The 23,938-nt window shown below is 69.3% G+C and carries 24 protein-coding genes; 7 read left to right on the top strand and 17 right to left on the bottom strand.

Going from position 1 to position 23,938, the window contains the following annotated elements:
* Positions 1-37 precede the first annotated feature (37 nt).
* Positions 38-751, top strand: a complete 714-nt coding sequence (locus A4F85_RS20280) for a Crp/Fnr family transcriptional regulator (protein ID WP_063327565.1) — start codon at positions 38-40, stop codon at positions 749-751.
* A 27-nt stretch (positions 752-778) separates the two neighbouring features.
* Here the strand turns inward: A4F85_RS20280 and A4F85_RS20275 are convergent, their stop codons facing one another.
* From A4F85_RS20275 to A4F85_RS20255, 5 genes are all read right to left on the bottom strand, one after another.
* Complete coding sequence (locus A4F85_RS20275) at positions 779-1,138, bottom strand: hypothetical protein (RefSeq protein ID WP_047219048.1); 360 nt, start codon at positions 1,136-1,138, stop codon at positions 779-781.
* 95 nt (positions 1,139-1,233) lie between these two features.
* Positions 1,234-1,617: a roadblock/LC7 domain-containing protein gene (locus A4F85_RS20270; RefSeq protein WP_063327564.1), complete on the bottom strand. Its 384-nt coding sequence runs from the start codon at positions 1,615-1,617 to the stop codon at positions 1,234-1,236.
* A complete protein-coding gene (locus tag A4F85_RS20265) occupies positions 1,607-2,155 on the bottom strand; it encodes a GTP-binding protein (protein ID WP_063327563.1) in 549 nt (182 codons plus the stop codon). The genes A4F85_RS20270 and A4F85_RS20265 overlap by 11 nt, the downstream gene beginning before the upstream one ends.
* Entirely contained in the window at positions 2,152-2,820 is a 669-nt protein-coding gene (locus A4F85_RS20260; RefSeq protein WP_034389665.1) for a hypothetical protein, read from the bottom strand. The genes A4F85_RS20265 and A4F85_RS20260 overlap by 4 nt, the downstream gene beginning before the upstream one ends.
* Positions 2,821-3,256: 436 nt before the next feature.
* On the bottom strand, positions 3,257-4,177 hold the full coding sequence (locus A4F85_RS20255) for a LysR family transcriptional regulator (protein WP_034389667.1): 921 nt from the start codon (positions 4,175-4,177) through the stop codon (positions 3,257-3,259).
* Positions 4,178-4,330: 153 nt separating this feature from the next.
* On the opposite strand from A4F85_RS20255, the gene A4F85_RS20250 reads away from it, so the two are divergent.
* Together A4F85_RS20250 and A4F85_RS20245 are read left to right on the top strand one after the other, a co-directional pair.
* Entirely contained in the window at positions 4,331-5,338 is a 1,008-nt protein-coding gene (locus A4F85_RS20250; protein WP_043825478.1) for a Bug family tripartite tricarboxylate transporter substrate binding protein, read from the top strand.
* A gap of 157 nt (positions 5,339-5,495) precedes the next feature.
* Positions 5,496-7,097, top strand: coding sequence for a gamma-glutamyltransferase family protein (locus A4F85_RS20245; RefSeq protein WP_063328043.1), 1,602 nt, complete (start codon positions 5,496-5,498; stop codon positions 7,095-7,097).
* A gap of 22 nt (positions 7,098-7,119) precedes the next feature.
* Here the strand turns inward: A4F85_RS20245 and A4F85_RS20240 are convergent, their stop codons facing one another.
* From A4F85_RS20240 to A4F85_RS20215, 6 genes are read right to left on the bottom strand one after another with little or no spacing between them, the layout of a single operon-like run.
* Positions 7,120-7,761, bottom strand: a complete 642-nt coding sequence (locus tag A4F85_RS20240; RefSeq protein WP_063327562.1) for a nucleoside/nucleotide kinase family protein — start codon at positions 7,759-7,761, stop codon at positions 7,120-7,122.
* A complete protein-coding gene (locus A4F85_RS20235; RefSeq protein WP_061289013.1) occupies positions 7,758-8,627 on the bottom strand; it encodes a sugar phosphate isomerase/epimerase family protein in 870 nt (289 codons plus the stop codon). The genes A4F85_RS20240 and A4F85_RS20235 overlap by 4 nt, the downstream gene beginning before the upstream one ends.
* Complete coding sequence (locus A4F85_RS20230) at positions 8,624-9,661, bottom strand: ABC transporter permease (RefSeq protein ID WP_063327561.1); 1,038 nt, start codon at positions 9,659-9,661, stop codon at positions 8,624-8,626. Before A4F85_RS20230 ends, A4F85_RS20235 begins: the two co-directional genes overlap by 4 nt.
* Entirely contained in the window at positions 9,658-10,692 is a 1,035-nt protein-coding gene (locus A4F85_RS20225; RefSeq protein WP_063327560.1) for an ABC transporter permease, read from the bottom strand. Before A4F85_RS20225 ends, A4F85_RS20230 begins: the two co-directional genes overlap by 4 nt.
* Positions 10,685-12,184: a sugar ABC transporter ATP-binding protein gene (locus A4F85_RS20220; RefSeq protein WP_063327559.1), complete on the bottom strand. Its 1,500-nt coding sequence runs from the start codon at positions 12,182-12,184 to the stop codon at positions 10,685-10,687. Before A4F85_RS20220 ends, A4F85_RS20225 begins: the two co-directional genes overlap by 8 nt.
* Before the next feature lie 13 nt (positions 12,185-12,197).
* Positions 12,198-13,187 (bottom strand): substrate-binding domain-containing protein, encoded by a 990-nt coding sequence (locus A4F85_RS20215; RefSeq protein WP_063327558.1) that lies wholly within the window; start codon positions 13,185-13,187, stop codon positions 12,198-12,200.
* 177 nt (positions 13,188-13,364) lie between these two features.
* Between A4F85_RS20215 and A4F85_RS20210 the strand changes: the two genes are divergently transcribed.
* A complete protein-coding gene (locus A4F85_RS20210; protein ID WP_231890582.1) occupies positions 13,365-14,384 on the top strand; it encodes a LacI family DNA-binding transcriptional regulator in 1,020 nt (339 codons plus the stop codon).
* Positions 14,385-14,433: 49 nt separating this feature from the next.
* Here A4F85_RS20210 and A4F85_RS20205 read toward each other — a convergent pair whose 3' ends face one another.
* The 3 genes from A4F85_RS20205 to A4F85_RS20195 are packed head-to-tail and all read right to left on the bottom strand — an operon-like array spanning position 14,434 to position 17,010.
* Positions 14,434-15,267 carry a DUF3037 domain-containing protein gene (locus A4F85_RS20205; RefSeq protein WP_063327556.1) on the bottom strand — a complete coding sequence of 278 codons (834 nt, stop codon included), beginning with the start codon at positions 15,265-15,267 and terminating at the stop codon, positions 14,434-14,436.
* Positions 15,264-15,992: a HipA family kinase gene (locus tag A4F85_RS20200; protein ID WP_017405896.1), complete on the bottom strand. Its 729-nt coding sequence runs from the start codon at positions 15,990-15,992 to the stop codon at positions 15,264-15,266. Before A4F85_RS20200 ends, A4F85_RS20205 begins: the two co-directional genes overlap by 4 nt.
* Positions 15,973-17,010: a LysR family transcriptional regulator gene (locus tag A4F85_RS20195; protein ID WP_061289026.1), complete on the bottom strand. Its 1,038-nt coding sequence runs from the start codon at positions 17,008-17,010 to the stop codon at positions 15,973-15,975. Before A4F85_RS20195 ends, A4F85_RS20200 begins: the two co-directional genes overlap by 20 nt.
* A 111-nt stretch (positions 17,011-17,121) precedes the next feature.
* Between A4F85_RS20195 and A4F85_RS20190 the strand changes: the two genes are divergently transcribed.
* The 3 genes from A4F85_RS20190 (at position 17,122) to A4F85_RS20180 (ending at position 20,047) form a co-directional block, all read left to right on the top strand.
* Positions 17,122-18,357, top strand: coding sequence for an alpha-hydroxy acid oxidase (locus tag A4F85_RS20190; RefSeq protein WP_017405898.1), 1,236 nt, complete (start codon positions 17,122-17,124; stop codon positions 18,355-18,357).
* A gap of 51 nt (positions 18,358-18,408) precedes the next feature.
* Positions 18,409-19,395 (top strand): tripartite tricarboxylate transporter substrate binding protein BugE, encoded by a 987-nt coding sequence (locus A4F85_RS20185; RefSeq protein WP_063327555.1) that lies wholly within the window; start codon positions 18,409-18,411, stop codon positions 19,393-19,395.
* Between the two features lie 148 nt (positions 19,396-19,543).
* The gene (locus A4F85_RS20180; RefSeq protein ID WP_012202723.1) at positions 19,544-20,047 is read left to right on the top strand and encodes a carboxymuconolactone decarboxylase family protein; all 504 of its coding nucleotides are present in this window, start codon (positions 19,544-19,546) and stop codon (positions 20,045-20,047) included.
* A gap of 15 nt (positions 20,048-20,062) precedes the next feature.
* Here A4F85_RS20180 and A4F85_RS20175 read toward each other — a convergent pair whose 3' ends face one another.
* The 3 genes from A4F85_RS20175 to tcuA all read right to left on the bottom strand — a co-directional run bounded on the left by A4F85_RS20175 (position 20,063) and on the right by tcuA (position 23,863).
* On the bottom strand, positions 20,063-21,043 hold the full coding sequence (locus tag A4F85_RS20175; RefSeq protein WP_174549397.1) for a Bug family tripartite tricarboxylate transporter substrate binding protein: 981 nt from the start codon (positions 21,041-21,043) through the stop codon (positions 20,063-20,065).
* Between the two features lie 42 nt (positions 21,044-21,085).
* On the bottom strand, positions 21,086-22,291 hold the full coding sequence (tcuB, locus tag A4F85_RS20170; RefSeq protein WP_063327554.1) for a tricarballylate utilization 4Fe-4S protein TcuB: 1,206 nt from the start codon (positions 22,289-22,291) through the stop codon (positions 21,086-21,088).
* 156 nt (positions 22,292-22,447) lie between these two features.
* On the bottom strand, positions 22,448-23,863 hold the full coding sequence (tcuA, locus tag A4F85_RS20165) for an FAD-dependent tricarballylate dehydrogenase TcuA (RefSeq protein ID WP_063327553.1): 1,416 nt from the start codon (positions 23,861-23,863) through the stop codon (positions 22,448-22,450).
* Positions 23,864-23,938: the final 75 nt, after the last annotated feature.

Raw genomic sequence — 23,938 nt, 5'->3', positions numbered from 1 at the left:
GCCGGCTGTGTCTGTCAGCCACCCGACATCCCTTTCCATGCAAGCTTCCCTCGCCTCTTCCTACCTGCCCACGCTGCGCGCCGGTCGCTGGTTCAGCGCACTGGCGCCGCAGTTTGCCGATTTGCTGCTGGCGCTGGCGCAGCCGCGCAGCCTGGAGACGGGCGAGGCCCTGTTCCTGCGCGGCGATGCGCTCGAGGGCGGGCTGTTCGCCGTGGTCCGGGGCAGCATCGGTTTCTCCGGGGTGGGTGGCCAGAGCGAGCATGCGCGCGAGGCCCTGCTCACGCGCATGGGACCGGCCACCTGGTTTGGCGAGATCGCGCTGTTCGACGGTTCGCCGCGCACCCACGATGCCCACGCCATGGAGCCCAGCGTGGTGCTGCAGGTGCCGCGCCAGCCGCTGCTGGACTGGCTTCTGCAGCACCCCGCGCACTGGCATGACCTGGGCGTGCTGATGTCGGGGCGCATGCGCGCGGCCTTTGCGGCGCTGGAGGATCTGGCCCTCCTGCCCGCGCCCCAGCGCCTGGCGCGCCGCCTGGTGGCCATGGCGCGTGGCTACGGCGAGCGGCTGGACGATGTGCCGGCCCGGCCGCGCCTGGATATCACGCAGGAGCAGCTGGCGCGCATGCTGTCGATCTCGCGCCAGACCACCAACGTGCTGCTGCAGGGCCTGCAGGCGCGCGGCCTCATCCGGGTGCAGCGCGGCGAGATCGAGATCCTGCAGTGGCAGGCGCTGTGCGCCGAGCGGTTCTGAGCGGCGCAGCCAGTCAAGGGCGGTTGTTCAGACCACCAGCGCATTCTCCACGTCCTGCACCTTGCGGCGCGCCAGCGCGAGATTGGCCTTGGTCTTGTCGAGCACCAGGTACAGGAACAGGCCCTCGTGGTGGGTGGAGGGGCGCAGGATGTGGTACTGCTTGCTCAGCGTGATGAGGATGTCCTCGATGGTGTCTTCCAGGCCCAGCGAGCGCATGGTTTTGAGTTTGGCGCGCACCAGTTCGGTGTTGCCGGCGGCAGCCAGCTCCAGGTCCACGCCCGATCCGTCCTGCCCCAGGATCATGCCGCTGTTGTAGTCCACCAGTGCAGCGCACATGGCGCCGTCGCAGCGCATCAGTTCATCCATGGTTTGCTTGATATTGGCCATTGTTTTCCTAACTCCCTTGTGTTGCGAAAATGTTCTGCACCTTCGCGGTGCCTTCTTGCCGGATGCATATGAGCAGCCCTTGCCTGCCTTTGCCATCACGCTTGTTCCAGCGTCCGCACGGCCTCGCGCGAGACATAGAGAACCTGGCCCAGAATGGCCTCGCGCGAGGCCACCACGCTGATGACCAGCGTCAGGCCCGGGCGCTGTGCCTGCAGCATGACGATGAAGCCCTCGGCCGCCTCGACCACCACGTTGGCGCAATGCCCGAGCTGGTTCTCCTCGCCGGCGATCATGCCCAGCGCCGCCATCGAGCTGGCCATGGCCGACAGCCGCGCCGTGCTGCCCTGGCCTTGCGCACGGGCGGCCACCTCGAAGCCGTCCTCGGTGCTGACCACGCAGCCACGCACGCCGTGCAACCTGCTCATCAGCGACTGCACCGCCGCCTGGGCTGCAGCCTTCAAGGCAGCGTCATTCTTCATGGGACTTCTCCTGGGCAAGGGCTTCAATCTGCAGCAGCAACAGCTCGATCAGGGCCACCACCTGCCGGGGGTTGCGCACATCGGCCGGCACCACGGGGCACAGCAGGCCGCGCGATTGCAGGTGCACGGCAAAGCTGTCCAGATCAGGCGCTGTGTACTCCTGCATGCGGCATACCGCCACCACGCATGCCGTGCTGCGCAAGACATCGGACAGGCCCTGGACATAGATATCCAGGTCGGCCAGCGGATCGGAGCGGCTGTTGTCGATCAGCAAGATCACGCCCAGCGCGCCGCGCGAGAGGATGCGCCACATGAAGTCAAAGCGCTCCTGCCCGGGCGTGCCGTAGAGGTACAGCTTCTCGCCGTTGTCCAGGGTCAGCTCGCCATAGTCCATGCCGGCCGTCGTCAGCGCCTTGTCCAGGGTGTCATCGGTGTTGCGCACGTCGGTGCTCACGGGGGCGATCTCGCTGACGCAGCGGATGGCCGTGGTCTTGCCTGCGCCTGGAGGGCCGGAAATCAGGATCTTGAGTTCGCTCATGGGCGCGCTCCTGCAAACCGGGCCAGGCGAAGGCGTATGCGTTCGAGCACGCCCCTGTCCGGCGCAGGGTTGCCGGGGGGCGGTGCGGCGGGCGGGCGGGCCGAGGCCCAGCGCAGCAGGCCGGCGGCGTCCAGCTCGTTCAGAAAACCGGCACAGATCTCGGGCGGCAGGCCCGAGCGCTGGCACAGGGTCTGCATCGTCGTGGGCTGGCCTGTCAGCAAGGTGGCCAGGCGGATATGGTGGGATCTCGTCAGCAGTTGCGGCGACGGCCAGCGCCGCAGCTGCAGAAGCATCAGCTGATGCTGCGTGTGCAGGCCGCTGGCGTGTGCCTTGGCGCTGGCCGGTTTGCCGTGCACCGACAGGATGCGTGCGCCCATGGTGTTGAGGCATTCCTCCAGCGCATCGGCGCGCAGGGGCATGCTCAGATGGCCGCCCGCAGGAAAGGCCCCCTTGGGCTGCCCGCCCACGCGCAGCGTCAACGCGGGCGGGGCGGCAGGCGCTTCGGCCAGTTCGCCATGCGCCACCGTCATGTCCGCCTGGGATTCGCGCCACGTCCAGCGGTGCCGTGTGCGGTGATTCACCATCAGCACATAGGAGCGGAACAGCTTGGCGTCGCGGTCCGACAGGCCATGCAGCATGAAGGTCAGTTCGGTTCGCTCATCCATGCTGTGCCTCCCGCTGCAATTGCCGCTTGCGCCCTCCGGTCTGGTTCGTGTACATGCCTTGCCTCTTGTTTGCAGGTCCGGCGATGGCCGGGTTGTCCGTGTATTCATTCAGGAGCGGGAGTCAAGGGGTTCCGCAAAGGAAGCCCGGCGACAGAGGTGCGAATGATAGGAACGGCGCCGGCGGCTGGCTGTCCGGTCGCGCAGGAGAATCCGAATCGGCTGAGTCAGAATCAGAGTAGTCCTATCCGATTCATGCCCGATCCGCTCCCGTCTTCGGTGGACCGATCAGGGCGATGGATGAATCACGGGTCTGCAGGGCAGTAAAAACCGGAGCTTTCCGAGTTTTGCCCCTCCGCCCATGTTCGGACTGTGGTCTCTTTTCTGGCCGGCCCTGTTTCCGTGGTGTCTGGCGGGCGCTGCCCGCGATGCCCTCCGGTTACCAGGGACCGGGCAACCGCAGCTGCAGCATTTCCAGGAAGGACTGCGCCGCATGCGGCAGCGTGCGGCCGGCCAGGGTCTGCACCTCGATGTCGCGCAGGTCCATGCCCCGGTCGCTGAGCGCCACGGCCACCAGTGCGCCTGTGGCCACCATGTGGCGCGCGGCGATCTCGCTGGCCACGGCCACGGCGGCGCCCTGGGCTGCAAAGTTCAGCAGGGTCTTGCCGTGGTTGCTCTCCATCACGGGCATCAGCATCAGGCCCTGGCGGCTGCAGGCCGCGTCCAGCAACTGGCGCACGGCAGTATCGGCCGGTGTGAGTGCCAGGGGGTGGCGTACCAATTGGGCCAGCGACAGGCGGCGGGCCTGGGCCAGCGCATGGCCGGGGGCGACCAGGGCCACCAGCGGCGCGGCCACGCGGCAGGCCACGGCAATGCCTTTTTCAGGCGCGCGGCTGAAGCACAGGCCGATGTCGGCCGTGCCGCTGCGCACAGCCTCTGGCACGGCAGGCGTGGGCAGCACCATCACCTCGAAGACGATGCCGGCATGCGCGCGCTGGAAGGCTGCGCACAGGCGCGGCAGGAACTCGTTGGCAAAGGCGTCGGAGCTTGCGATGCGCACGCGGCCGCTGCGCAGCCCCTGCAGGGCCTCGATCTCGCCCAGCGCACGCTCGGCATCCAGGCCGGCGCGGCGCACATGGTCAGCCAGGATCTCTCCGGCCGCATTGAGCACCATGCCGCGCGGGTGGCGTTCGAACAGCGGCGTGCCCAGCAGCCCCTCCAGCGCCGCGATCTGGCGGCTGATGGCCGAGGCCGCCACATGCAGCCGCGCCGAGGCCTCGGTCAGCGATCCGCATTGCGCCACTTCGTGGAAGTAGCGCAGCGCGGTGTCCTGCAAAAGAAGGTGGCGGGCGTCGGGCATGTCGCCCCGATTGTCATCAATTTGCCGCAGAGGCAACGCAGGTTTGCAAATTTGCTGATGGCGGCAAAGGGGCGAGGGTTCTACGATGGCCTGTTGCGGCGTTGCTGGGGAGCAGCGGCTGCAGCCGTCCAACCCCTGTCCAGGAGTGTGCCCATGAAGGCATTGCCCAGCGTTTTACTTCCACGCCGCGCCATCGTGGCTGCAGCCTGTGCCCTGGCTGGCGCCATCGCCCTGCCCGCCGTGGCACAGGGCCAGGCGTCCTGGCCCTCGCACCCGGTGCGCCTGGTCGTGCCCTTTCCGGCCAGCGGCGCCACCGACCTCGTGGCGCGCGTGGTGGCGCAGCGCATGTCCCAGGACCTGGGCCAGCAGCTGGTCATCGACAACCGCCCCGGCGCGGGCGGCACCATCGGCACGGGCGAGGCCGCCAAGGCCTCGCCGGACGGCTACACGCTGCTGTTCACCACCAGCAGCACGCATGCCATCTCGCCGCACCTGATGACCCGTCTGGCCTACAAGGCCGACAAGGATTTCACGCCCATTGCCGAGATCGGCGGCGCGGCCAGCATCCTGCTGGTCACGCCCTCGCTGCCCGTGCGCAACGTGCAGGAGCTGATCGCCTATGCCAAGGCCCATCCGGGCGCCCTCAACTACGCCAGCAGCGGCAACGGCACCATCGTCCACCTGAACGCGGCGGCCTTCGCGGCGCGCGCGGGCCTGCAGCTGACCCATGTGCCCTACAAGGGCACGGCCCAGTCCATCACCGACCTGGCCGCTGGCCAGGTGCACCTGCTGTTCGACTCCATTCCCACCGGCATGCCCCATGTGGCCAGTGGTCGCCTGCGCGCACTGGCCGTGACCGGCGACAAGCGCAGCGCGCTGGCGCCCGACCTGCCCACGGTGGCCGAGTCCGGCCTGCCTGGCTATTCTTCGGTCACCTGGTTCGGCGTCTATGGTCCGGCCGGCATGAAGCCCGAGCTGGTGGCGCGGATCAATCAGGCCTTCAACAAGGCCATCCAGAATCCCGAGGTGGTGGCCAGCCTGGCCAAGCAGGGCGTGGAGGCCGCATCGCCCCGCACGCCCGCGCAGTTCGCTGCCATGGTGCAGGCCGACAGCGCGCGCTGGGCGCAGGTCATCAAAGACAACAAAATCACATTGGATTGAGTGAAGCACCCCCTGAGCGGCTTTGCCGCTTCCCCCTCTCCTGCGGGAGGGGGACGACGCCCTTGCTGCGGGGCGGCCCTTGCTTGGCGTCCCTGAGCTGGGCCGTGCCTGCGGTTCCTCAAGCTATCGGTGGCGCGTTGGCGCTATGGAAATTGATATGACAAGCACTGTTACGGACTGGACACTTCCCTACGCCTCGCACCGCTCTTCGGTGCTGGGCCGCAACATGGTCTCCACCTCGCAGCCGCTGGCCGCGCAGGCCGGCCTGTCCATGCTGCTGGCCGGCGGCAATGCCGTGGATGCGGCCATTGCCACGGCCATGGCGCTGACCGTGGTCGAGCCCACGGGCTGCGGCCTGGGCAGCGATGCCTTCTGCATCCTGTGGGATGGCAAGGAGCTGCACGGCCTCAATGCCTCGGGCCGCTCGCCCGAAGCCTGGACGCCCGAGTACTTCGCCGCGCTGGGCGGCATCCCCGAGAAGGGCTGGAACGCCGTCACCGTGCCCGGTGCCGTCTCGGCCTGGGTGGAGCTGTCGCGCCGCTTCGGCAAGCTGCCGTTCGAGCAACTGGCCCAGCCCGCCATCCGCTATGCGCGCGACGGCTTTGCGGTCTCGCCCACCATCGCCACGCTGTGGGCGCTGGGCGGAGCCAAGCTCGGCGACCAGCCCGGTTTTGCCGAATGCTTCCTGCCCGATGGCAAGGCCCCCAAGGCGGGCGAGGTCTTCCGCAGCGAAGCCCATGCGCGCACGCTGGAGGAGATCGCCGCCACCAAGGGCGAATCCTTCTACCGTGGCGCACTGGCGCGCTCGATGGCCGAGCACGCCAAGGCCTGCGGCGGCGCCATGACCGAGGCCGACCTGGCCGCCCACCAGGCCGACTGGGTCGGCACGGTGTCGCAGACCTTTGGCGACTCGGTGATCCACGAGATCCCGCCCAACGGCCAGGGCATTGCCGCGCTGATGGCGCTGGGCATGCTGGACGCACTGGGCGTGGGCGCCGAGCCGCTGGACGGCGTGGAGTCCGTGCACCTGCAGGTCGAGGCCATGAAGCTGGCCCTGGCCGACCTGCACGAATACAACGCCGACGGCGACCACATGCGCGTCGAATCCGCCCATCTGCTGGACGCCGGCTACCTGCGCGAACGCGCGGCGCTCATTGACCGCGAGCGCGCCAGCGCGCCCACCTACGGCGCCCCTCGCCCAGGCGGCACCGTCTACCTGGCGGCGGCCGATGCCAGCGGCATGATGGTCTCGTTCATCCAGTCCAACTACATGGGCTTCGGCTCGGGCGTGGTCGTGCCGGGCACCGGCATCAGCCTGCAAAACCGCGGCCACGGCTTCACCACGCAAGCCGGCCATGCCAACGAGGTCGCGCCGCGCAAGCGCCCCTCGCACACCATCATCCCGGCCTTTGCGATGAACGCCGACGGCACGCCCCAGATGGCCTTCGGCGTCATGGGCGGCCCTATGCAGAGCCAGGGCCACCTGCAGATGGCCCTGCGTGTGCTGCGCTACGGCCAGAACCCCCAGGCCGCCGCCGACGCACCGCGCTGGCGCGTGACGGGCGGCAAGGGCGTGGCCGTGGAGCCCGCCTTCGATGCCGAGGTCGTCGCCGCCCTGCGCGCACGCGGCCACGAAGTCACGATCGAGGAAGGCCATGGCGTCTTCGCCTTCGGCGGCGCGCAACTGGTTCTGCGCGACGGCGACCACTACATCGGCGGATCGGACCCGCGCAAGGACGGGGGCGTGGTGGCGTTCTGAGCGGGGGCTGTGTCCGGCAGCCTCACCCCCAGCGCAACACCCAATCCGCCCGCCCCCGCGTTGCCGCAATGCGGCGCGCATTGGGCTCGTCCACCTGCGCCACCCAGTCGCGTGCGGCCTGGGGGCTGCGGCCGTGGAGTTCGTGGCGGCGGGTCAGGCGTTCGATGCGAAGGCGGTCGTCCATGTCCACGTACCAGACCTCGTCCAGCAGCGCGCGCACGGCATGCCAGTGTGTGCCTGGCGCATCCTGTTCCTCCATCAGCAGGTAGTTGCCTTCGGTGATGACCAGGGGCACGCCGGGCGCGATGGCGATGGCGCCTGCAATGGGCTCCTCGATGGCGCGCCGGAATTCGGGGGCGTAGACCGTTTCACCGGCCACGGGCGTGTGCAGGCGGCGCAGCAGGGCCACGTAGCCGGCTGAGTCGAAGGTGTCTGGCGCGCCCTTGCGCTGCGCGCGGCCCAGGCGCTCCAGCGCGGACTGCGCCAGGTGGAAGCCGTCCATCGGCACGGCCGCCGCCAGCGGACCCAGCGCCTGCAGCAGGGCGGCGCAGGCCGTGCTCTTGCCTGCGCCGGGCGGGCCAGCCAGGCCCAGCAGGCGGCGGGGGCCGGAGCGTGCCAGCGCAAACGCACGCGCCAGGGCCTCGGGCGGCAGGATGGCCGTCATGCGCGTGCCTGCTGCGCGCTGGCCAGCCCGTCTGCCATGAAGCCGCGTGCGTGCAGGGCCAGGTCCATGCCGTCTTCCCACATGGGGCGCCAGATGGCCAGCGCGTTCGACAGCTGCTCGTTGACGATGGCGGACGAGAAACTCTCGAAGGTGACGGTGCCCTGGTAGCCGATCTGCGCGAGCGCACCGAAGAACTGCGCGAAGTCGATGTGGCCCGCGCCCAGGTAGCCACGGTGGTTCTCGCCGATGTGCACATAGCCCAGCCGCTGTCCGCAGGCCAGCACGGGCGCGGCAAGGTCGGCTTCCTCGATGTTCATGTGGTAGGTGTCCAGGTGCACGCAGACATGGGGCTGGCCGACTTCGTCGATGAACTCCAGCGCTTGCGTGGCCGTGTTCAGCAGATTGCTTTCGTAGCGGTTGACCACCTCCAGGCCCAGCGTGACGCCGCGCTCGCCCGCGAAGTCGGCAATGCGCCGCACGGCCTCGATCGCGTTGCGCCGGCCCCGTGGCGTGCAGGGGTGGCCGTATTTCGCCATGGCGCCGTAGAGGATGCCGCCAAAGTAGCGCCCGCCCAGGCGCGCCGTGATGTCCACGCCCTCTTGCAGCAGCGCCAGGCCGCGCGCGACCACGGCGGGGTCTTCGCTGGAGACATCGGCCTCGAAGGTCAGGCCCCGCGAGCAGCCCACGCCCAGGCCATGCTCCTGCAGCAGATCTCGCGTGAGCGCCAGGTCCATGAGCCGGGGGCCGTGCAGGGACAGCTCGACCAGGTCGTAGCCGGCCTGGCGCGTCTGCTCGATCACATGGCGGGTGGAGGCCGGCGACAGGTCGCCGGCCCAGACAAGGGCGTGGATGCCGAGGGGGTTCATAGGGGCTCCGGGTGGACTCTGCGAGAGCGTGAAGGGGAGGGTTCGGCGGGTGCCCGGGCACGGCCCCGCCAGCGCGCGAGCAGGTGGCGCGCCGCCACGGCGGCGATCATGGTGGCGCCCCACAGGGCCTGCGTGAGCTGGGCATTGGCGCCCAGCAGGTTCACTCCGCTGGACAGCACCTGCAGGATGAGCAGTGCGATGAACAGCCCCGACACCCGGCCGAAGCCGCCCATGGGATCGGTGCCGCCCAGGATGGCCGCAAGCACCGTGACCAGCAGGTAGGACTGGGCGTAGCCCGCACTGGCCGAGTTGAAGCGCGCCATCATCAGCACGGCCGCGATCCAGCACAGCAGCGTGGACAGGGTGTAGACGCCGATCAGCACGCGGCGCGTATCGATGCCCGCATGGCGCGTGGCCTCGGCATTGGAGCCGACCATGCGGATGGCCAGCCCGTGGCGTGTGCTGCCCAGGTACAGGCCCACCAGCATGCACACGGCCGCGAAGATCCAGAACGGCAGCGGCAGGCCCAGCCACTGGGCGGAGCCCAGGGCCTGGAAGGCCTCGGGAAAGCCTGCAATGGGCTTGCCGCGCGTGAGCCAGACGCACAGGCCGTTGATCAGCGACATGGTGCCCAGCGTGACGAGGATGGGATGGGCGTTGACGCGCGCCACCAGCCAGCCGCTGGCCAGCCCCACCAGCAGGCTGGCGAGGGCGCCCACGGTCAGTGCCGCGGCGATGAGCAGGCCCTCATGGCCCGACAGGTCCAGGCCCAGCGCCGACAGTCCTCCCACCAGCACCCAGGCCATGGCCAGGCCCGCCATGTTGGCGCTGGCGACCACGGCCAGGTTGATGCCGCCACTGACCAGCGGCAGCATCTGCGCCAGTGCCAGCAGGCCCAGTTCCGGGATTTGCAACAGCACCGATTGCAGCGTGCCCAGGGTGGCGAAGCTGCCGGGCAGCAGCAGCGTGAACACGGCGCACAGCAGCGCCAGCAGCGCGATCAGGCCCAGCGGCGCGCCAGTGCTGCGGTTCATGGCGCGGCCCCCGCCAAGGGCGCTGCAGGAGTGGCGTCAGCGCTGCGCTGCTGGTTGCGTCGCTGCGTGCGCCGCAGTCCCGTTGCGGCCGCGCAGGCCAGCACCACGGCGCCCAGCAGCACCTGGAAGAAATACGGTGACACGCCCAGCAGGTTCAGCCCGTTGCGCAGCACGGCCAGCAGCAGCACGCCCATCAGCACGCCGCCCACGCTGCCCGTGCCGCCGAACAGGCTGGCGCCGCCCAGCACGGCGGCCGCGAGCACGAACAGCTCCGTGCCGACCAGGGCGTTGGGCACCGACTCGCCCACGCGGTGCGCCTGCACCAGGCCTGCGATGGCCGCCATCATGTCGAGCCAGCCATAGGCCACGCCCTGGATGGTGCCCAGCCCGATGCCCATGCGGTGCGCGGCCTCGGGGTTGCCGCCGAAGGCGTACAGGCGCCGCCCTAGCGCGCTGCGGCCCAGCAGCAGCGCGGTCAGCAGGGCGGCCGCAGCGGCCACGGCGATGGGCAGGGTCAGGCGCACGGGGTCTGCGCTGTCGGTGCCCGCGAAGCGGGCCAGCACCACGGAGTCGCTCCACCACGACGGCAGATCGTAGATGGACCGGCCGCCCGTGCCATGCATCAGCAGCGCGAAGTACAGGTTCAGCGTGGAGATGGTGATGATGATGGAGGTGGCGCGCAGGCGGTGGATGAGCAGGGCGTTGAATGCGCCCAGCGCCAGTCCCGTGGCCAGGCCCAGCGCGATGCTGGCCGCCGGTGCCCAGCCCAGGCGTGTGGCCGCGAGGGCCGCAAGGTACTGCGCCACCGTGGCCGTGGCGGCAAAGGAGATGTCGATGCCGCCCGCGACCAGCACCACCAGCAGGCCCACGGCCATGATGGCGGTGACCGATGCGCCCTCGGCCACGTCCATCCAGTTGCCCAGCGTCCAGAAGCCCGGCGCCAGGGCGCCGAACAGCAGGGCCATGGCGGCAATGGCCAGGCCGAGCCGGGCCACGGGGTGGTGCAGCAGCGCGTATGCGTGTTCAGGCATGGACGGCCTCCTCGATCTGGCTTTCGGAATGCACCCCCGGCACGAACTCGCCGGCCATGCGCCCGCCGCGCATGTGCAGCACGCGGTCGCAGTGGGCATGGACCTCGGCCACCTCGTCCGAGATGACGATCACCGCCATGCCCTGTGCGGCGAGCCCGTGCACGATCTCGAAGATGCCCTGGCGGTTGCCGATGTCCACGCCCACGGTGGGCGAGTCGAGGATCAGCAGGCGTGGCGCGGTCGCCAGCCAGCGGGCCAGCACCACGCGCTGGGCATTGCCGCCCGACAGCTGGTGCACGGGCGCGTCCAGCGCGGGCAGGCGCATGTGCAGGCGGTCGCGCCACTGGGCCGCAGTGGCGGCGCGGCGACTGGCGGGCAGCCAGCCCAGCGGGCCGGACAGGCGCGGCAGCATGGCCAGCACCAGGTTGTCCTGCACGGACTGGCGCAGGTTCAGGCCGATGGACTGGCGGTCCTCGGGCACATAGGCAATGCCCGCCGCCATGGCGTCGCGGTTGCTGCGCAGCACCAACGTGCGGCCGCCCAGGCGGATGCTGCCGCGATCGGGCCTGCGCATGCCGAACAGGCCCAGGGCCAGCTCGGTGCGGCCCGCGCCCAGCAGCCCGGTCAGGCCCAGGATCTCGCCCTCGCGCACGTCGAAGCTCACGTCCTCGTAGTCGCCGTCGCGGCCCAGGTCGCGCACTTCCAGCAGCGCGGGCGCGGCGGACATGTCGCGCGCATGCAGGCGCTCATCCACTTCCTGCCCGGCCATCAGCGCGGCCAGTTGCCGGCCCGACAACTGTTCGGCGGGCCAGGTGCCCAGCTTGCGCCCGTCGCGCAGCACGGTGACGCGGTCGGCGATCTCCATGACCTCATCCAGCTTGTGGCTCACGAAGACGATGGCCATGCCATCGGCCTGGAGCCGGCGCACCACGGCCAGCAGCGCATCGACCTCGGCACGCGTGAGCGAGGCCGTGGGCTCGTCCATGAACAGCAGCCTGGCCCGGGCCGCCATGCCCCGGCAGATGGCCACGAGCTGGCGGCCCGCAATGGGCAGGTCGCCCACCCGCGCATCCAGCGGCAGCGCAATGCCCAGGCGCCGCATCACGGCCTGGGCCGCCTCGCGCAGGCGCCTGCGGTGCACGGGCGCCCACCAGCGGCCCATGGCCTGGTCGAAGGCAATGTTCTCGGCCACGCTCAGGTTGGGAAACAGCGACAGGTCCTGGTAGATCACCTGGATGCCCAGGTACTTGGCCAGCGCCGGGTCCAGCCGCTGCACGGGCTGCCCGCCGATGTCGATGCGCGCACCCGGCTGCGGCGCGTGCACGCCGCTGAGCACCTTGATCGCCGTGCTCTTGCCGCTGCCGTTGCTGCCCATCAGGCAGTGCACCTCGCCGGGCATCACGTCCCAGTCCAGCGCATGCAGCGCCGTGGCGTCGCCAAAGCGCACGGTGACCGCCTGCATGCGGACCAGCGCCGTTGTGGTGGCATCCATGGCAGCGCGCGGCTCACAGGCCCAGGCCGACCAGCCGGTCTATGGTCTGCCGGTTGATCGGCTCCAGCTTCTGGCCCTGGATGTTGCGGCGCTCGCGGTCCACCTGCACCTTGCCCAGGCCCGGTATCTCCATGCCGTCCGTGGGCTCGCGGCCGTCGATCAGCATCTTGCCCACATGCACGATCACCTCGCCGGCCAGCGCGGGGTTCCAGATGAAGCCTTCGCGGATCACGCCGTCGCGCACCAGCTTCGCCCCCTGGCCCGGCGAGAACGAGCCCACCACGGCAATGCGCTCGGCTTTGCGCGCATCGGCCACCGCACGGCCCGCGCCAATGGGGCCCTGGCTGCCGAAGGCCAGAAAGCCCTTGAGGTCGGGGTGGGCGCGCATCAGGTCCTGGGCGCTGCGGTAGGAGTCGTCCAGGCTCTCGGCCACGCCGAAGCGCTCGGACACCAGCTGCATCTTCGGCCACTGCTTTTTCTGGTGGGCGATGGCCGCGTCGGCCCAGGCGTTGTGCAGCGGCACGGTCAGCGAGCCCACGAAGACCACGTACTTGCCCTCGCCACCCATGGCCTTGCCCAGGCTGTCCATGTGGCGCTCGCCAAATCCCGCGACGCTGCTCAGCTCGATGTTCCAGTCGGCGCCCTTCTGGTCGGGCGACTCGTGCGTGAGCACCTTGATGCCCGCGCTGCGCGCACGCCGGAACACGGGCTCCAGCGCCCTGGCGTCGTTGGGCACCACGGCGATGACCTTGCTGCGGCGCGCGATCAGGTCCTCGACCGCGCGCACCTGCTGGGCCGCATCGGCCTCGGTGGGGCCGACCATGCCGCTGGAGATGCCCAGCTCGCGGCCTGCCTTGCGGATGCCGGCCTCCATGGCGTTGAACCACGGAATGCCCCCGACCTTGGCCACCACCGACACATCCTCGGCGCTGGCCGCGCCTGCCAGCACCGCCAGGGTGCAGGCCAGCAGTGCCCTCGAGAACCGGCTGAATCCATGGAACATGGCGCTCCTCCCTCTGTTTTGCACAATCGATTGTGCAAACTATAGACAGATGGACTTCCATTGCCGATGCGGGATTTCCCGGGCCGCTGCTGCGTGCCGGTGCCGGTCCGCCCGAATCGCCGCCGCAGCGGCTACGATGGCCGCCGAGCGCTCCCGTCCCAACCCCTGCAGAGCACCGTGAACCGCCCCCGAACCTCCACCATCTACGACCTGGCCGAACTGGCCGGCACCTCGGCCTCGACGGTCAGCGCCATCCTTAACGGCAGCTGGCAGTCGCGGCGCATCAGCGAGGAGACCGCGCGCCGCGTGCAGCAGCTCGCCCAGGAACACAGCTTTGCCGTGAACCGCCAGGCCAGCGGCCTGCGCCGCCAGCGCTCGGGGCTGATCGGCATGGTGATTCCCACGCACGAGGACCGATTCTTCGGCGCACTGTCCCAGGCCTTCGAGCGCATGGCCCACGCGCGCGGCCTGTGCCCGCTGGTGGTCAGCACGCTGCGCGACGGCGCGCTGGAGGTGGAGACCGTGCGCTCGCTGATCGCCTTTCGCGTGGAGCACCTCATCGTCACGGGCGCCACCCGGCCCGACGCCGTCAGCGCCGAATGCCGCAAGGCCGGCGTGCGCCATGTCAACGTGGATCTTCCCGGGAAAAAGGCGCCCTCCGTCACCAGCGACAACCGCTGGGGTGCGGCCGAACTCACACGCCTGCTGCTGGCGCGCTCCAGGCCCCCGGCAGGTGCGCCGCAGGACGCCGTCTGCTTTCTGGGCGGCGTCCGCAAGGAGTACGCCACCGAGCAGCGCCTGGCCGGCTTTCGCGAAGCCCTGGCGCCCCACACGCCGGTGGCGGACGAGCACATCGTCTGCTGCGGCTACGACCCCGAAGCGGCCCGCCTTGCCATGGCAGCGCTCTACCAGCGCCTGGGCGGCCTGCCGCGCGCCCTGCTGTTCTCATCGGGCATCACGCTGCAGGGCGCCATCCGCTTTCTGCGCGCACTGCCCGATGCGGAACTGGCGCAATGCAGCTTTGGCAGCTATGACTGGGATCCCTATGCCGAATGCCTGCGCTTTCCGGTGCACATGGTGCGCCAGAACGTCGAAGGCCTGATGGCCGAGGCCTTCCGCGCCATCGACGGCGAAGGCCTGCGCGCGGGGCAGGTGGTGCAGGTGCGGCCGCAGTTGGTGGAGTGGGGGGAGGGCTAACCGCTGGACGGCGCTGTGCCCAGTAAACGCGCGGTCCGCAGGGCTGCGCCTAATGCTGCGCGAATTCCTTGATGCTCTGCATGGCGGACTGGCCTTCGCCAGCCACCACGATCACCTTGTGGTGCTCGAGCTCCCGCATGATGTCCTGGCTGACTTCCCTGTGAGCCTGCTTGTCCTGTGGAGGCAGGTTCACGTTGATGAGGATGTCTCCGGGCAATTCACGCTGCCGGATCAGTCGCGCGATCTTGCCGGTCCAGACGTCGCCATGCGCAGCAATGTCGTTGGCATCGCTTTGGCCCAGATGCAGGGCCTTGATGATCTTGCGGGGCTTGTCGCCCACCGTCTGCACGAAGTCGAACCGGGCACTGACGTACTCGTTGCCTATGCGCGCCGGCCTGAACGGCGCATCCAATTCGAGGCCGCCCAGCAAAGCCCTCAGGCGTTCGTTCATCGTGCGTTCCACGTACTCGGGCGTGGCAAAAGCATGGTCGACATAGTGGTCGAACTGCTGCTGCAACTCCCGGGCCGGATCCTGGGTGAGCACCACTCTGGCGGGGCTGAAGCGCACAATGGCTTCACGTGGCTGCTCGAGCGCGGCCATCATCCCCCTCAAAGCATCTGTCTTCGCCTGCGGCGCCAGGCTGTGGGCGAGAGTCTCGAGCCGCGACAACTCTTCCTCCACGGCCTTGACTGCGCTCTTGTAAAAATCCCTGTCAAGCGCATCGAAGAAATCGGTGACGCGCTTGGACTTGCGGCTTTGCAGCAGAAAACCGAAGTACCCGCTTTGCGGGCAGGTCAGCACAATGCCGACGTTGGCGAACTCGCCGGTCTCGGCATACGGGACAAATTGGACTATCGAATAGCGGCAGGTAAGAGGCTTCATGTGAACCTCCAAAAGTCGGGCGATTTGCACTTCGCAAGCGTCGCGGCAATGGCATTGATGTCCACCCTGGCGGGGATGTCGCATTCCGGGTTGTTCCAATGCCATTCCGGTGGAATATTGTCGCAGGCAAAGCGGAAAACGGCATCCATCGCCTCGGAAAGTTGATCCTGTAGCCGGTCGCGCGACACAAGATCTGTCTTCTGCCAGCAGCCTCTGAAAATGTGATTCTCGATAAAGGTTGCGGCGTCCAGATGCGGGTCGAAGGCGAGGTTGTGGTCGATGACCACCAATGCGCTGCGATGCGCATCCCACAGCAGGTTGGAGTTGCCGTCCATGCGGTCCACGTTCTGTACCCACCAGTCGAAGGCGAGGATGTTGGCCTGCAGGTCCTGCGGTACATGCAGGATCTGGGCTTTGTCGAACCAGGTGCATCCGGGATGACGCTGCGAGCCGAACGCTATGCCGCAGCCCAATTCACGCCATGGCCTGGGCGCCTCGTCCAGAAGTTCCTGGCTGACATGCAGCAGCTTGAAGGGCGGCAGCGGCAGGCCCAACTGCACGGCCAGATGCGCACAGATCCACTCGTTGCACAGGCTGGACCGATCCGTCTGCCGTCCTTTGACGTAGTAGGTCTGGCCATCGTCGGCCCGGCACAGAAACGGCTTTTGCGCGCCTTGCTCGGAGCGGCCCTGGATTTCAATGACTTCAGCGATGGCAGGCGGCATCTTCGTCTGTGTCGTACAGGTTACGGGAGGTCTGCTTCCAAGTGCCATCTTGCCCGATTTCGGCTGGATGGCCTTTGCTGCGAGTGTGATGCGGCGAGGCGTGCGGCCCTGCGCCCACCAACCCCGGCATCACCGTGAAATCCACCTGCGCCTGCGCCAGTTGCTGCATGGCCGGGATCAGGGCGCGGGCGTCGCCGCGCCGCCATTGGAAGGCGTAGTGCAGGGGCGCGAGAGCGGCTTTGGGATGGGCGCCCCCGACGGCGCGCAGGCCCAGGGCGGCGATCCAGCCGGTGGGCAGGAAGCCTACGCCCAGGCCGGCGCGCAGCATGCCGGCCACGGCGCCCCAGCTGTTGCACAGGATGCGCTCGCGCACGCTGGCGCCCTGGGCGAGCAGCCAGTCGTCCAGCAGGCGCGTGGTGCCTGCCTGCGGGGGCAGGGTGACCAGTGCATGGCGCTGCAGCAGGGCCGTGGCGCCCAGGCGGCCCGCGCCTGCCAGGCCGGGGGCCACGGCCCAGGCAAAGCGTGCGGCGCCCACGGGGCGGGACAGCAGGCTGCTGCGCGAGGAGCGGCCAGCGATGACGGCAAAGTCCAGCTCGCCGTCGTCCAGGCGCTGCTCCAGCACGCCGCCCACGTCCACATGGGGCTCCAGCACCAGCTGCGGATGGGCCTGGCGCGCGGCGGCCACGAAGGCCGGCAGCCAGGTCAGCGCCGACAGGTCGCCCACGCCGAAGCGGCAATGCCCGGCCAGCGCCTCGCGCGTGTCCAGGGCCTGGCCCAGCGCGGCCATGGCGTTGAGCACCTCCAGCGCGGCGGGCAGCAGGCGCTGGCCGGCGTCGGTAAGCACGGCGCGGTGGCCGCTGCGGTCGAATAGCGGCTGGCCCAGCGCGGATTCCAGTTCCGTGATGCGCTTGGACAGCGAGGACACGGACAGGTGCACGCGCTGCGCTGCCGTGGCGAAGTTGCTGCAGGTGGCGGCCCACCAGAAGGCTTCGAGCTGCTTGACCGAGGGTGTGGACATGGGTTTGTCATTGGCAAAAAGCGAACAAGTGCATTCTAAATAATCCACTTTCATTCAATGGGTCCGCGCCCTACAGTGGCGCCGGTTCCTGAACATTCCGAGGTCCGCACCATGGCCGCCATCGCTTCCTCCTCTGCCTCTGCCTCCACGCCTTCGGCATCCGCCCTGCCGGCGCCGCGCGCTCCGGCCGTGCTGCGCCGCATGCTGTCGCTGCATGATTTCGAGGAGGCCGCGCGCCGCAGGCTGCCCCGGCCCATCTTCGGCTACATCGCCGGGGCGGCAGAGGACAACGCCTCGCTGCGCGACAACCGCGAGGTGTTCGGCGAATGGGGCCTGACCACGCGCGTGCTGGCCGATGTGTCGCAGCGCTCGCAGGCCGTGGAGCTGTTCGGCGAGCGCTATGCCAGCCCTTTCGGCATTGCGCCCATGGGCATCAATGCGCTGTCCACCTACCGGGGCGACCTGGTGCTGGCGCGCGCGGCCCAGCGCGCGGGCATTGTGTCGGTGATGAGCGGCACTTCGCTGATCCCCATGGAGGAGGTGGCGCGCGAGAGCCCGGCCACCTGGTTCCAGGCCTATATCCCCGGTGACCAGGCCCGCATCGACGCGCTGATCGACCGTGTGGAGCGCGCAGGCTTTCGCACCCTTGTGGTGACGGTGGACATACCGATCTCCGCCAACCGCGAGAACAACATCCGCACCGGCTTTTCCACGCCGCTCAAGCCCAGCCTGCGCCTGGCCTGGGACGGCATGGTGCGCCCGGGCTGGGTGGCGGGCACGTTCCTGCGCACGCTGCTGCGCCACGGCATGCCGCATTTCGAGAACTCCTTTGCCACGCGCGGCGCGCCCATCATGTCGTCCAGCGTGATGCGCGACTTTTCGGCACGCGACCACCTGAGCTGGCGCCATATCGAGGCCATCCGCCGCCGCTGGAAGGGGCCGCTGGTCATCAAGGGCGTGCTCAGCGTGGAGGACGCGCTGCAGGCCCGGCGCGTGGGGGCCGACGGCATCGTGCTGTCCAACCATGGCGGGCGGCAGCTTGACGGCGCGGTGTCGGCCATGCGCATTCTTGAGGACGTGGTGGCGGCCCTGGGGCCGGACTATCCCGTGCTGATCGACGGGGGCTTCAGGCGCGGCTCCGATGTGCTCAAGGCCGTGGCGCTGGGCGCGCGCATGGTGCTGGTGGGCCGGCCCTTCAACTATGCCGCCGCCGTGGGCGGCGAGGCCGGCGTGCTGCACGCCATCGGCCTGCTGCGCGACGAGGTGGACCGCAACCTGGCCATGCTGGGCGCCTCCTCCTGCGGCGCGCTGGACCGCTCGCACATCGTGCGCCGCGCATCGGCCTGACAGAAACCTCCACCGTCCGTTCAAAACACAGCCATTCCCAGGATACATCCCATGAACCACTTCACTTCACGCCGCAGCCTGTGCGCCCTGCTGCTGGCCGCAGGCGCCGCACCGGGCGCCATGGCGGCCGATGCCGGCGCCTATCCCACGCGCCCGGTGCGCCTGATCGTGCCGTTTGCGGCCGGCGGCACCACCGACATCGTGGCGCGAGCGATCGCGCCGCGCATGGCCGAGGCCCTGGGCCAGCCGCTGGTGGTGGACAACAAGGGCGGCGGCGGAGGCGCCATCGGCGCGCACGAGGCCGCGCGTGCCCAGCCCGACGGCTACACGCTGGGCGTGGCCACCGTGTCCACCACGGCCACCAATCCGGCCATCAACCCGCGCCTGCCCTACAACCCGCTCACCGATTTCACGCCCATCACCAACATTGCGGCCACGCCCAATGTGCTGGCCGTGCATCCGGGCTTCAAGGCGCAGAGCTTTGCGGCCTTCGTGGAGGAGGTGAAGAAGAACCCCGGCAAGCATGCCTACGGCACGGCGGGCACGGGCTCCATAGGCCACATGCTGATGGAGCTGATGTCCAGCCGCTCGGGGCTGTCGCTCACGCATGTGCCCTACCGGGGTTCGGGCCCTGCGCTCAACGATGCGGTGGCGGGCCAGGTGCCCATCGTCTTCGACAACCTGCCCTCGGCCCTGCCCTTCATCAAGGCGGGCCGGCTCACCGCGCTGGCGGTGGCCGCGCCCGAGCGCCTGGCCCAGCTGCCCCAGGTGCCCACCTTCAAGGAGCTGGGGCTGGAGCCTGTCAACCGCAGCGCCTTCTATGGCATCTACGGCGCCAAGGGGCTGTCGCCCGAGATCGTGGCGCGCCTGCATGCGGCCGCCCAGCGCGCGCTGGCCAGCCCCGAGGTGCGCCGCCAGATCGAGGACACGGGCTCGCGCGTGATCGGCAACCGCCCCGAGGAGTTCGCGCGCGAGATCGCGGCCGAGAACGCCCTGTACCGCAAGATCGCCACGGAGCGGCGCATCGTGGCGGATTGAGCGCCAGCCGGGGCGGGAATGGGGGATGGGGGCCGGGGCTGCGAAAAAAATTTTCGCCAACGCTGTCACAACGCGCACGCTCCGTGCGTCTTGAAGGTATGGGCCAGCCATTCCGGCCGGCTGCTACATCCCTCAAGGAGTGTTTTCCATGACCGCTTCGTCTTCCGCTGCCACCGGCGCCCGTCCTCTTGCCGCCCCCACGCCGCGCCTGAACTTCCAGGCCGTCGCCCCCGAGCTGTACAAGGCCCAGGCCGGCATCAATGCGCTGCTCAACCAGTCCAGTTTGGGCATCCAGCTGCTGGAGCTGGTGTTCCTGCGCGTCTCGCAGATCAACGGCTGCGCCTTCTGCGTGGACATGCACACGCGCGAACTGCTGTCCCGGGGCGAGGACCTGCAGCGAATCAACAGCATCGTCACCTGGCCCGAGGTGGATTTCTACGACGGGCGCGAGCGCGCCGCCCTGAACTGGGCCGAGCGCTGCACGCGCCTGAGCCAGGCCCATCCCGAGCAGCAGGACTTCGAGGCGCTGCGCCCGCATTTCAGCGAGCGCGAGATGGTGGAGCTGACCTATGCCATCGGCAGCATCAATGTCTGGAACCGCCTGTGCGCGGGCTTTGCAGCGCCCGTGGCACGCAAGCCGATCAAGCTCTGAACGGGCGCAAGCCGTTCACTCCGCGGAGAGCTTTCGCTCCTTCACCAGCCGGCCCCACTGCTCGTATTCCTTCTTCATGAAGGCCGCGAACTCGGCGCGCGTGGTGGGCTGGGGGGTGAGGCCGTGCTTGTTCAGCGCCTCCTTGACGCCAGGGTCATTGAGTACCTTGACGATCTCGGTGTTCCAGCGGTCCAGCATCGGCTTGGGCGTCTTGCCCGGTGCCACGAAGGCATACCAGTTCAGTGCCTCGAAGCCGGGATAGCCGGCTTCGGCCACCGTGGGGATGTCGGGCATGTACGCCGGGCGCGTGAGGCCCGTGGTGGCCAGCGGGATCAGCTTGCCGGCCTCGATGTGGGGCAGGGCCGTGGGCGGCGCGGCGAAGTAGCTGGTCACGCGCTCGCCCAGCAGGTCCTGCAGCGCGGGCGCGCCGCCCTTGTAGGGCACGTGCACCATGTCGATGCCCGCGCGCTGGTTGAACAGCTCGCCTGCCAGGTGGGAGGCCGAGCCCGCGCCCGTCGAGGCGTAGTCCACCGTGCCCGGGTTCTTCTTGGCCTTGGCCACGAACTCGGCCAGGGTCTTCACGCCCGCACCCTTGTGCACCACCAGCACGTTGGGAAAGTTCACGCCGCCCGAGATGGGTGCCAGGTCCTTGAAGGGGTCGTAGGGCAGCTTCATCAGGTGCGGCGCAATGGTCAGCGGCCCCACCGAGCCGAACAGCAGCACCGAGCCGTCGGCCGCCGCATTGGCCACCTGCTGGTGGGCGATGTTGCCGCCCGCGCCGCCCTTGTTCTCCACCACCACGCTCTGGCCGATGTTCTCGCCCAGCTTCTTGGCGATCAGGCGCGCGGCCGCATCGGCAGCGCCGCCGGCGGCGAAGCCCACGACCAGGGACACGGGCTTCTTGGGAGGAAAGTCCTGGGCCTGCGCACTGGCGGCCAGTGCGAGCAGGGAGGCGGCCAGGGCGCTGGCGTGCAGGAAGTTGCGCTTGTTCATCATGGGGTTGTCTCCGTCATTGGCTGGGAATCGGGGCGCATGCGGCTAGTCGGCGCCCAGCCCGATGGGGCTGGGCTGGCGCTTTTCGGTGTTGTGGCGCAGCAGGGATGCCGTGCGGAACACGCCGTGCGCGAACTTGCCGTAGGGCAGGGTGGCGAACAGGGCGATCACCGCGCCCAGGTGCAGGCACAGCAGCAGGGCCAGGGCCGGCGTGCCGCGGCCCAGCCACAGCGCCATGCCGCTGGCGGCGACCAGGAACAGCAGGGCGATGAAGCCCAGGTCCATGGGTTTCTGGCGCGCGTCGCCATGCATCGGGTGGCGCCTGCGGTTCAGGCGCCACAAGCCTGCGGTGCCCAGCATGAGGCTGGTGCCGCCCACGGCGCCCAGCAGCTTGGGCAGGCTGGGGAATTCGTAGGGCGCGGCCCAGCCGAACACGTAGTGGTAGACCGTGGCCAGCGCCGTGGCCGCAAAGCACAGCAGGAAGCCGTAGAAGGTCAGGTGGTGAAAGCGCCTGCGGCTCAGGGTGTAGGCATCGTCCTCGTTGTGGCAGCCCTCGCCGTGGCCGCCGTCCAGGTATTTGAGGCGCAGCACGTCGTGCGCGGCCTCGGCCGCCGCCGGCGTGCCCACGTCCACGCCGCCGGTGGCGGGCTTGACGTCCTTCCAGAAGCGGCGCACGCCCATGGCCAGCGCCAGCACCACGAACAGGAACACGGGCGCGAAGATGCCCACCAGCAGGTTGTGCGGGAACAGGTTGTAGAAGTTGGCGCCCAGGTCGGCGCCCCCCAGCCGGCCCAGGCCGCCCTGCAGGGCCACGGCCAGCACCAGGAACAGCGACAGGCCTGCGGCCAGGGCCAGCGACAGCGTGAGCCCGTTCCTCTGGTACAGGCGCCCCAGGGCGGGCGGCCAGGCGTAGTCGGCATAGGTCTGGCCGCGCACCTCGGCCATGGCCTTGGGAATGTTGATGGCGAACTCGTGCGGCGGCGCGTACTGGCAGGCATGCAGGCAGGCGCCGCAGTTGTGGCACAGGTTGGCCAGGTAGTGCACATCGGCCTTGCCGAACTCCAGGCGCCGCGTCATGGCCGGGAAGACCGCGCAAAAGCCTTCGCAGTAGCGGCAGGCGTTGCAGATCTGCAGGGCGCGCGCCACCTCGCCTTCGGCGGCCGTCTCGGTGGAAACCGGCAGGATGGGAATGACCCGGCCGGCGGCCAGGTCCTGGGCTTCTTGGGCCAGGGCGCTAATTGTGTTTTGCATATGTGTCGTCCATGGGGTTGGCTTGCCGCCCGCAGCGCTTGAAGTAGGCCTGCTCCTGACCAGGGACAGCGAGCAAGGGCCTATGCCGGCCGCGCCGCCCCGCAGCGAGGCTGTCGTCCACCTTGGGGGATGGCGCGCAGCGATTCAGGGGGGTCTTCATCTCACTGCGCCGCGCACGGCGGGGTGGCCCGCGGCGGCCAGGGCTGCGTTGCGGCCCGCGATGCGGCCGAAGGCCGTGCCGATGGACATGCCCACGCCGGCCGTATAGCCCTTGCCCAGCACGTTGCCGGCCATCATTTCGCCGGCCACGAACAGGCTGGTGCTGGGCTGGCCGGCAAAGCGCACGGCCGCCGTGTCGTCGGTCTCCAGGCCCAGGTAGGTGAAGGTCACGCCGGGGCGCAGCTGGTAGCCGTAGAAGGGCGCCGTGTCGATGGGGCGGGCCCAGTGGGTCTTGGCGGGCGCCAGGCCCTCGGTATGGCAGTCGTCCAGCGCCGTGTGGTCGAAGTGGCCGACGCGGCAGGCGCCGTTGTAGGCATCCAGGGTCTGCATGAAGCGGTCCTCGTCCAGGCCCAGCTTGCGTGCCAGCTCGGGCAGGGAGTCGGCGCGCACGCCCGGGAAGACCGGCGGCATGAAGCGGCCTATGGCCTTGGCGTCGATGACGGACCAGGCGGTCTGGCCCGGCTGCTGGGCCACCAGGCGGCCCCAGATGGCATAGCGCTTGGGCCAGAAGTCCTCGCCCTCGTCGTAGAAGCGCTCGGCCTCGCGGTTGACCACCACGCCCAGCGAGACGCAGTCGATGCGCGTGCAGATGCCGCCGTCGTACAGCGGCGCGCGCGCATCGATGGCCACCATGTGGGCCTGGGTGGGGTCGCCGATGCGGTCGGCGCCATGGTCTTCGAGCAGGTGGCGCAGCAGCACGCCGCGGTTGAAGGCCGTGCCGCGGATCAGGAAGTTGTCGGACGGCCACTCGCCGCGTGCGTTCTGCCCCCAGGCCTCGCGCAGCCACTCGCGGTTGGACTCGAAGCCACCCGCCGCCAGCACGCAGGTCTTTGCGGTGATGCGCTGCTCGCCCACCCAGGCGGCCTTGAACTCGCCGCCCTCGATCTCCAGCCGGTCCACGGGCGACGCGTAGCGCACCTGCACGCCCAGCCTTTCGGCGCTGCGGTAGTAGGCATTGACCAGGGCCTTGCCCCCGCCCATGAAGAAGGCATTGGTGCGCGCCACGTGCAGGGCGCCCGACAGCGGCGGCTGGAAATGCACGCCGTGGCGGCGCATCCAGTCGCGGCAGGTGGAGGAGGCGCGGATCACCATGCGCGCCAGGTGCTCGTTGGTGATGCCGCCCGTGACCTTGAGCAGGTCCTGCCAGAACTCCTCTTCGGGGTAGGCCTCGACCAGCACGTCCTGGGGCGCGTCGTGCATGCAGCGCAGGTTGCGCGTGTGGCCGGAATTGCCGCCGCGCCAGTCGCGCGGCGCCGCCTCCAGCAGCAGCACGCTGCGGCCTGCCTCGCGCGCCATCAGGGCCGCGCACAGGGCGGCATTGCCGCCGCCTATGACCAGGACATCGGGGTCCATGGAGTTCTCCTTGCATTCGCCATCGTGGGGATTGCGAATGTAGGGAGAACGCCGCGCGGCGGGCAGGGGCCCGCC

The organism is Delftia sp. GW456-R20, assembly GCF_001622915.1.
GTDB lineage: Bacteria > Pseudomonadota > Gammaproteobacteria > Burkholderiales > Burkholderiaceae_C > Comamonas > Comamonas acidovorans.
This window is presented reverse-complemented; position numbering and strand designations above follow the sequence as displayed.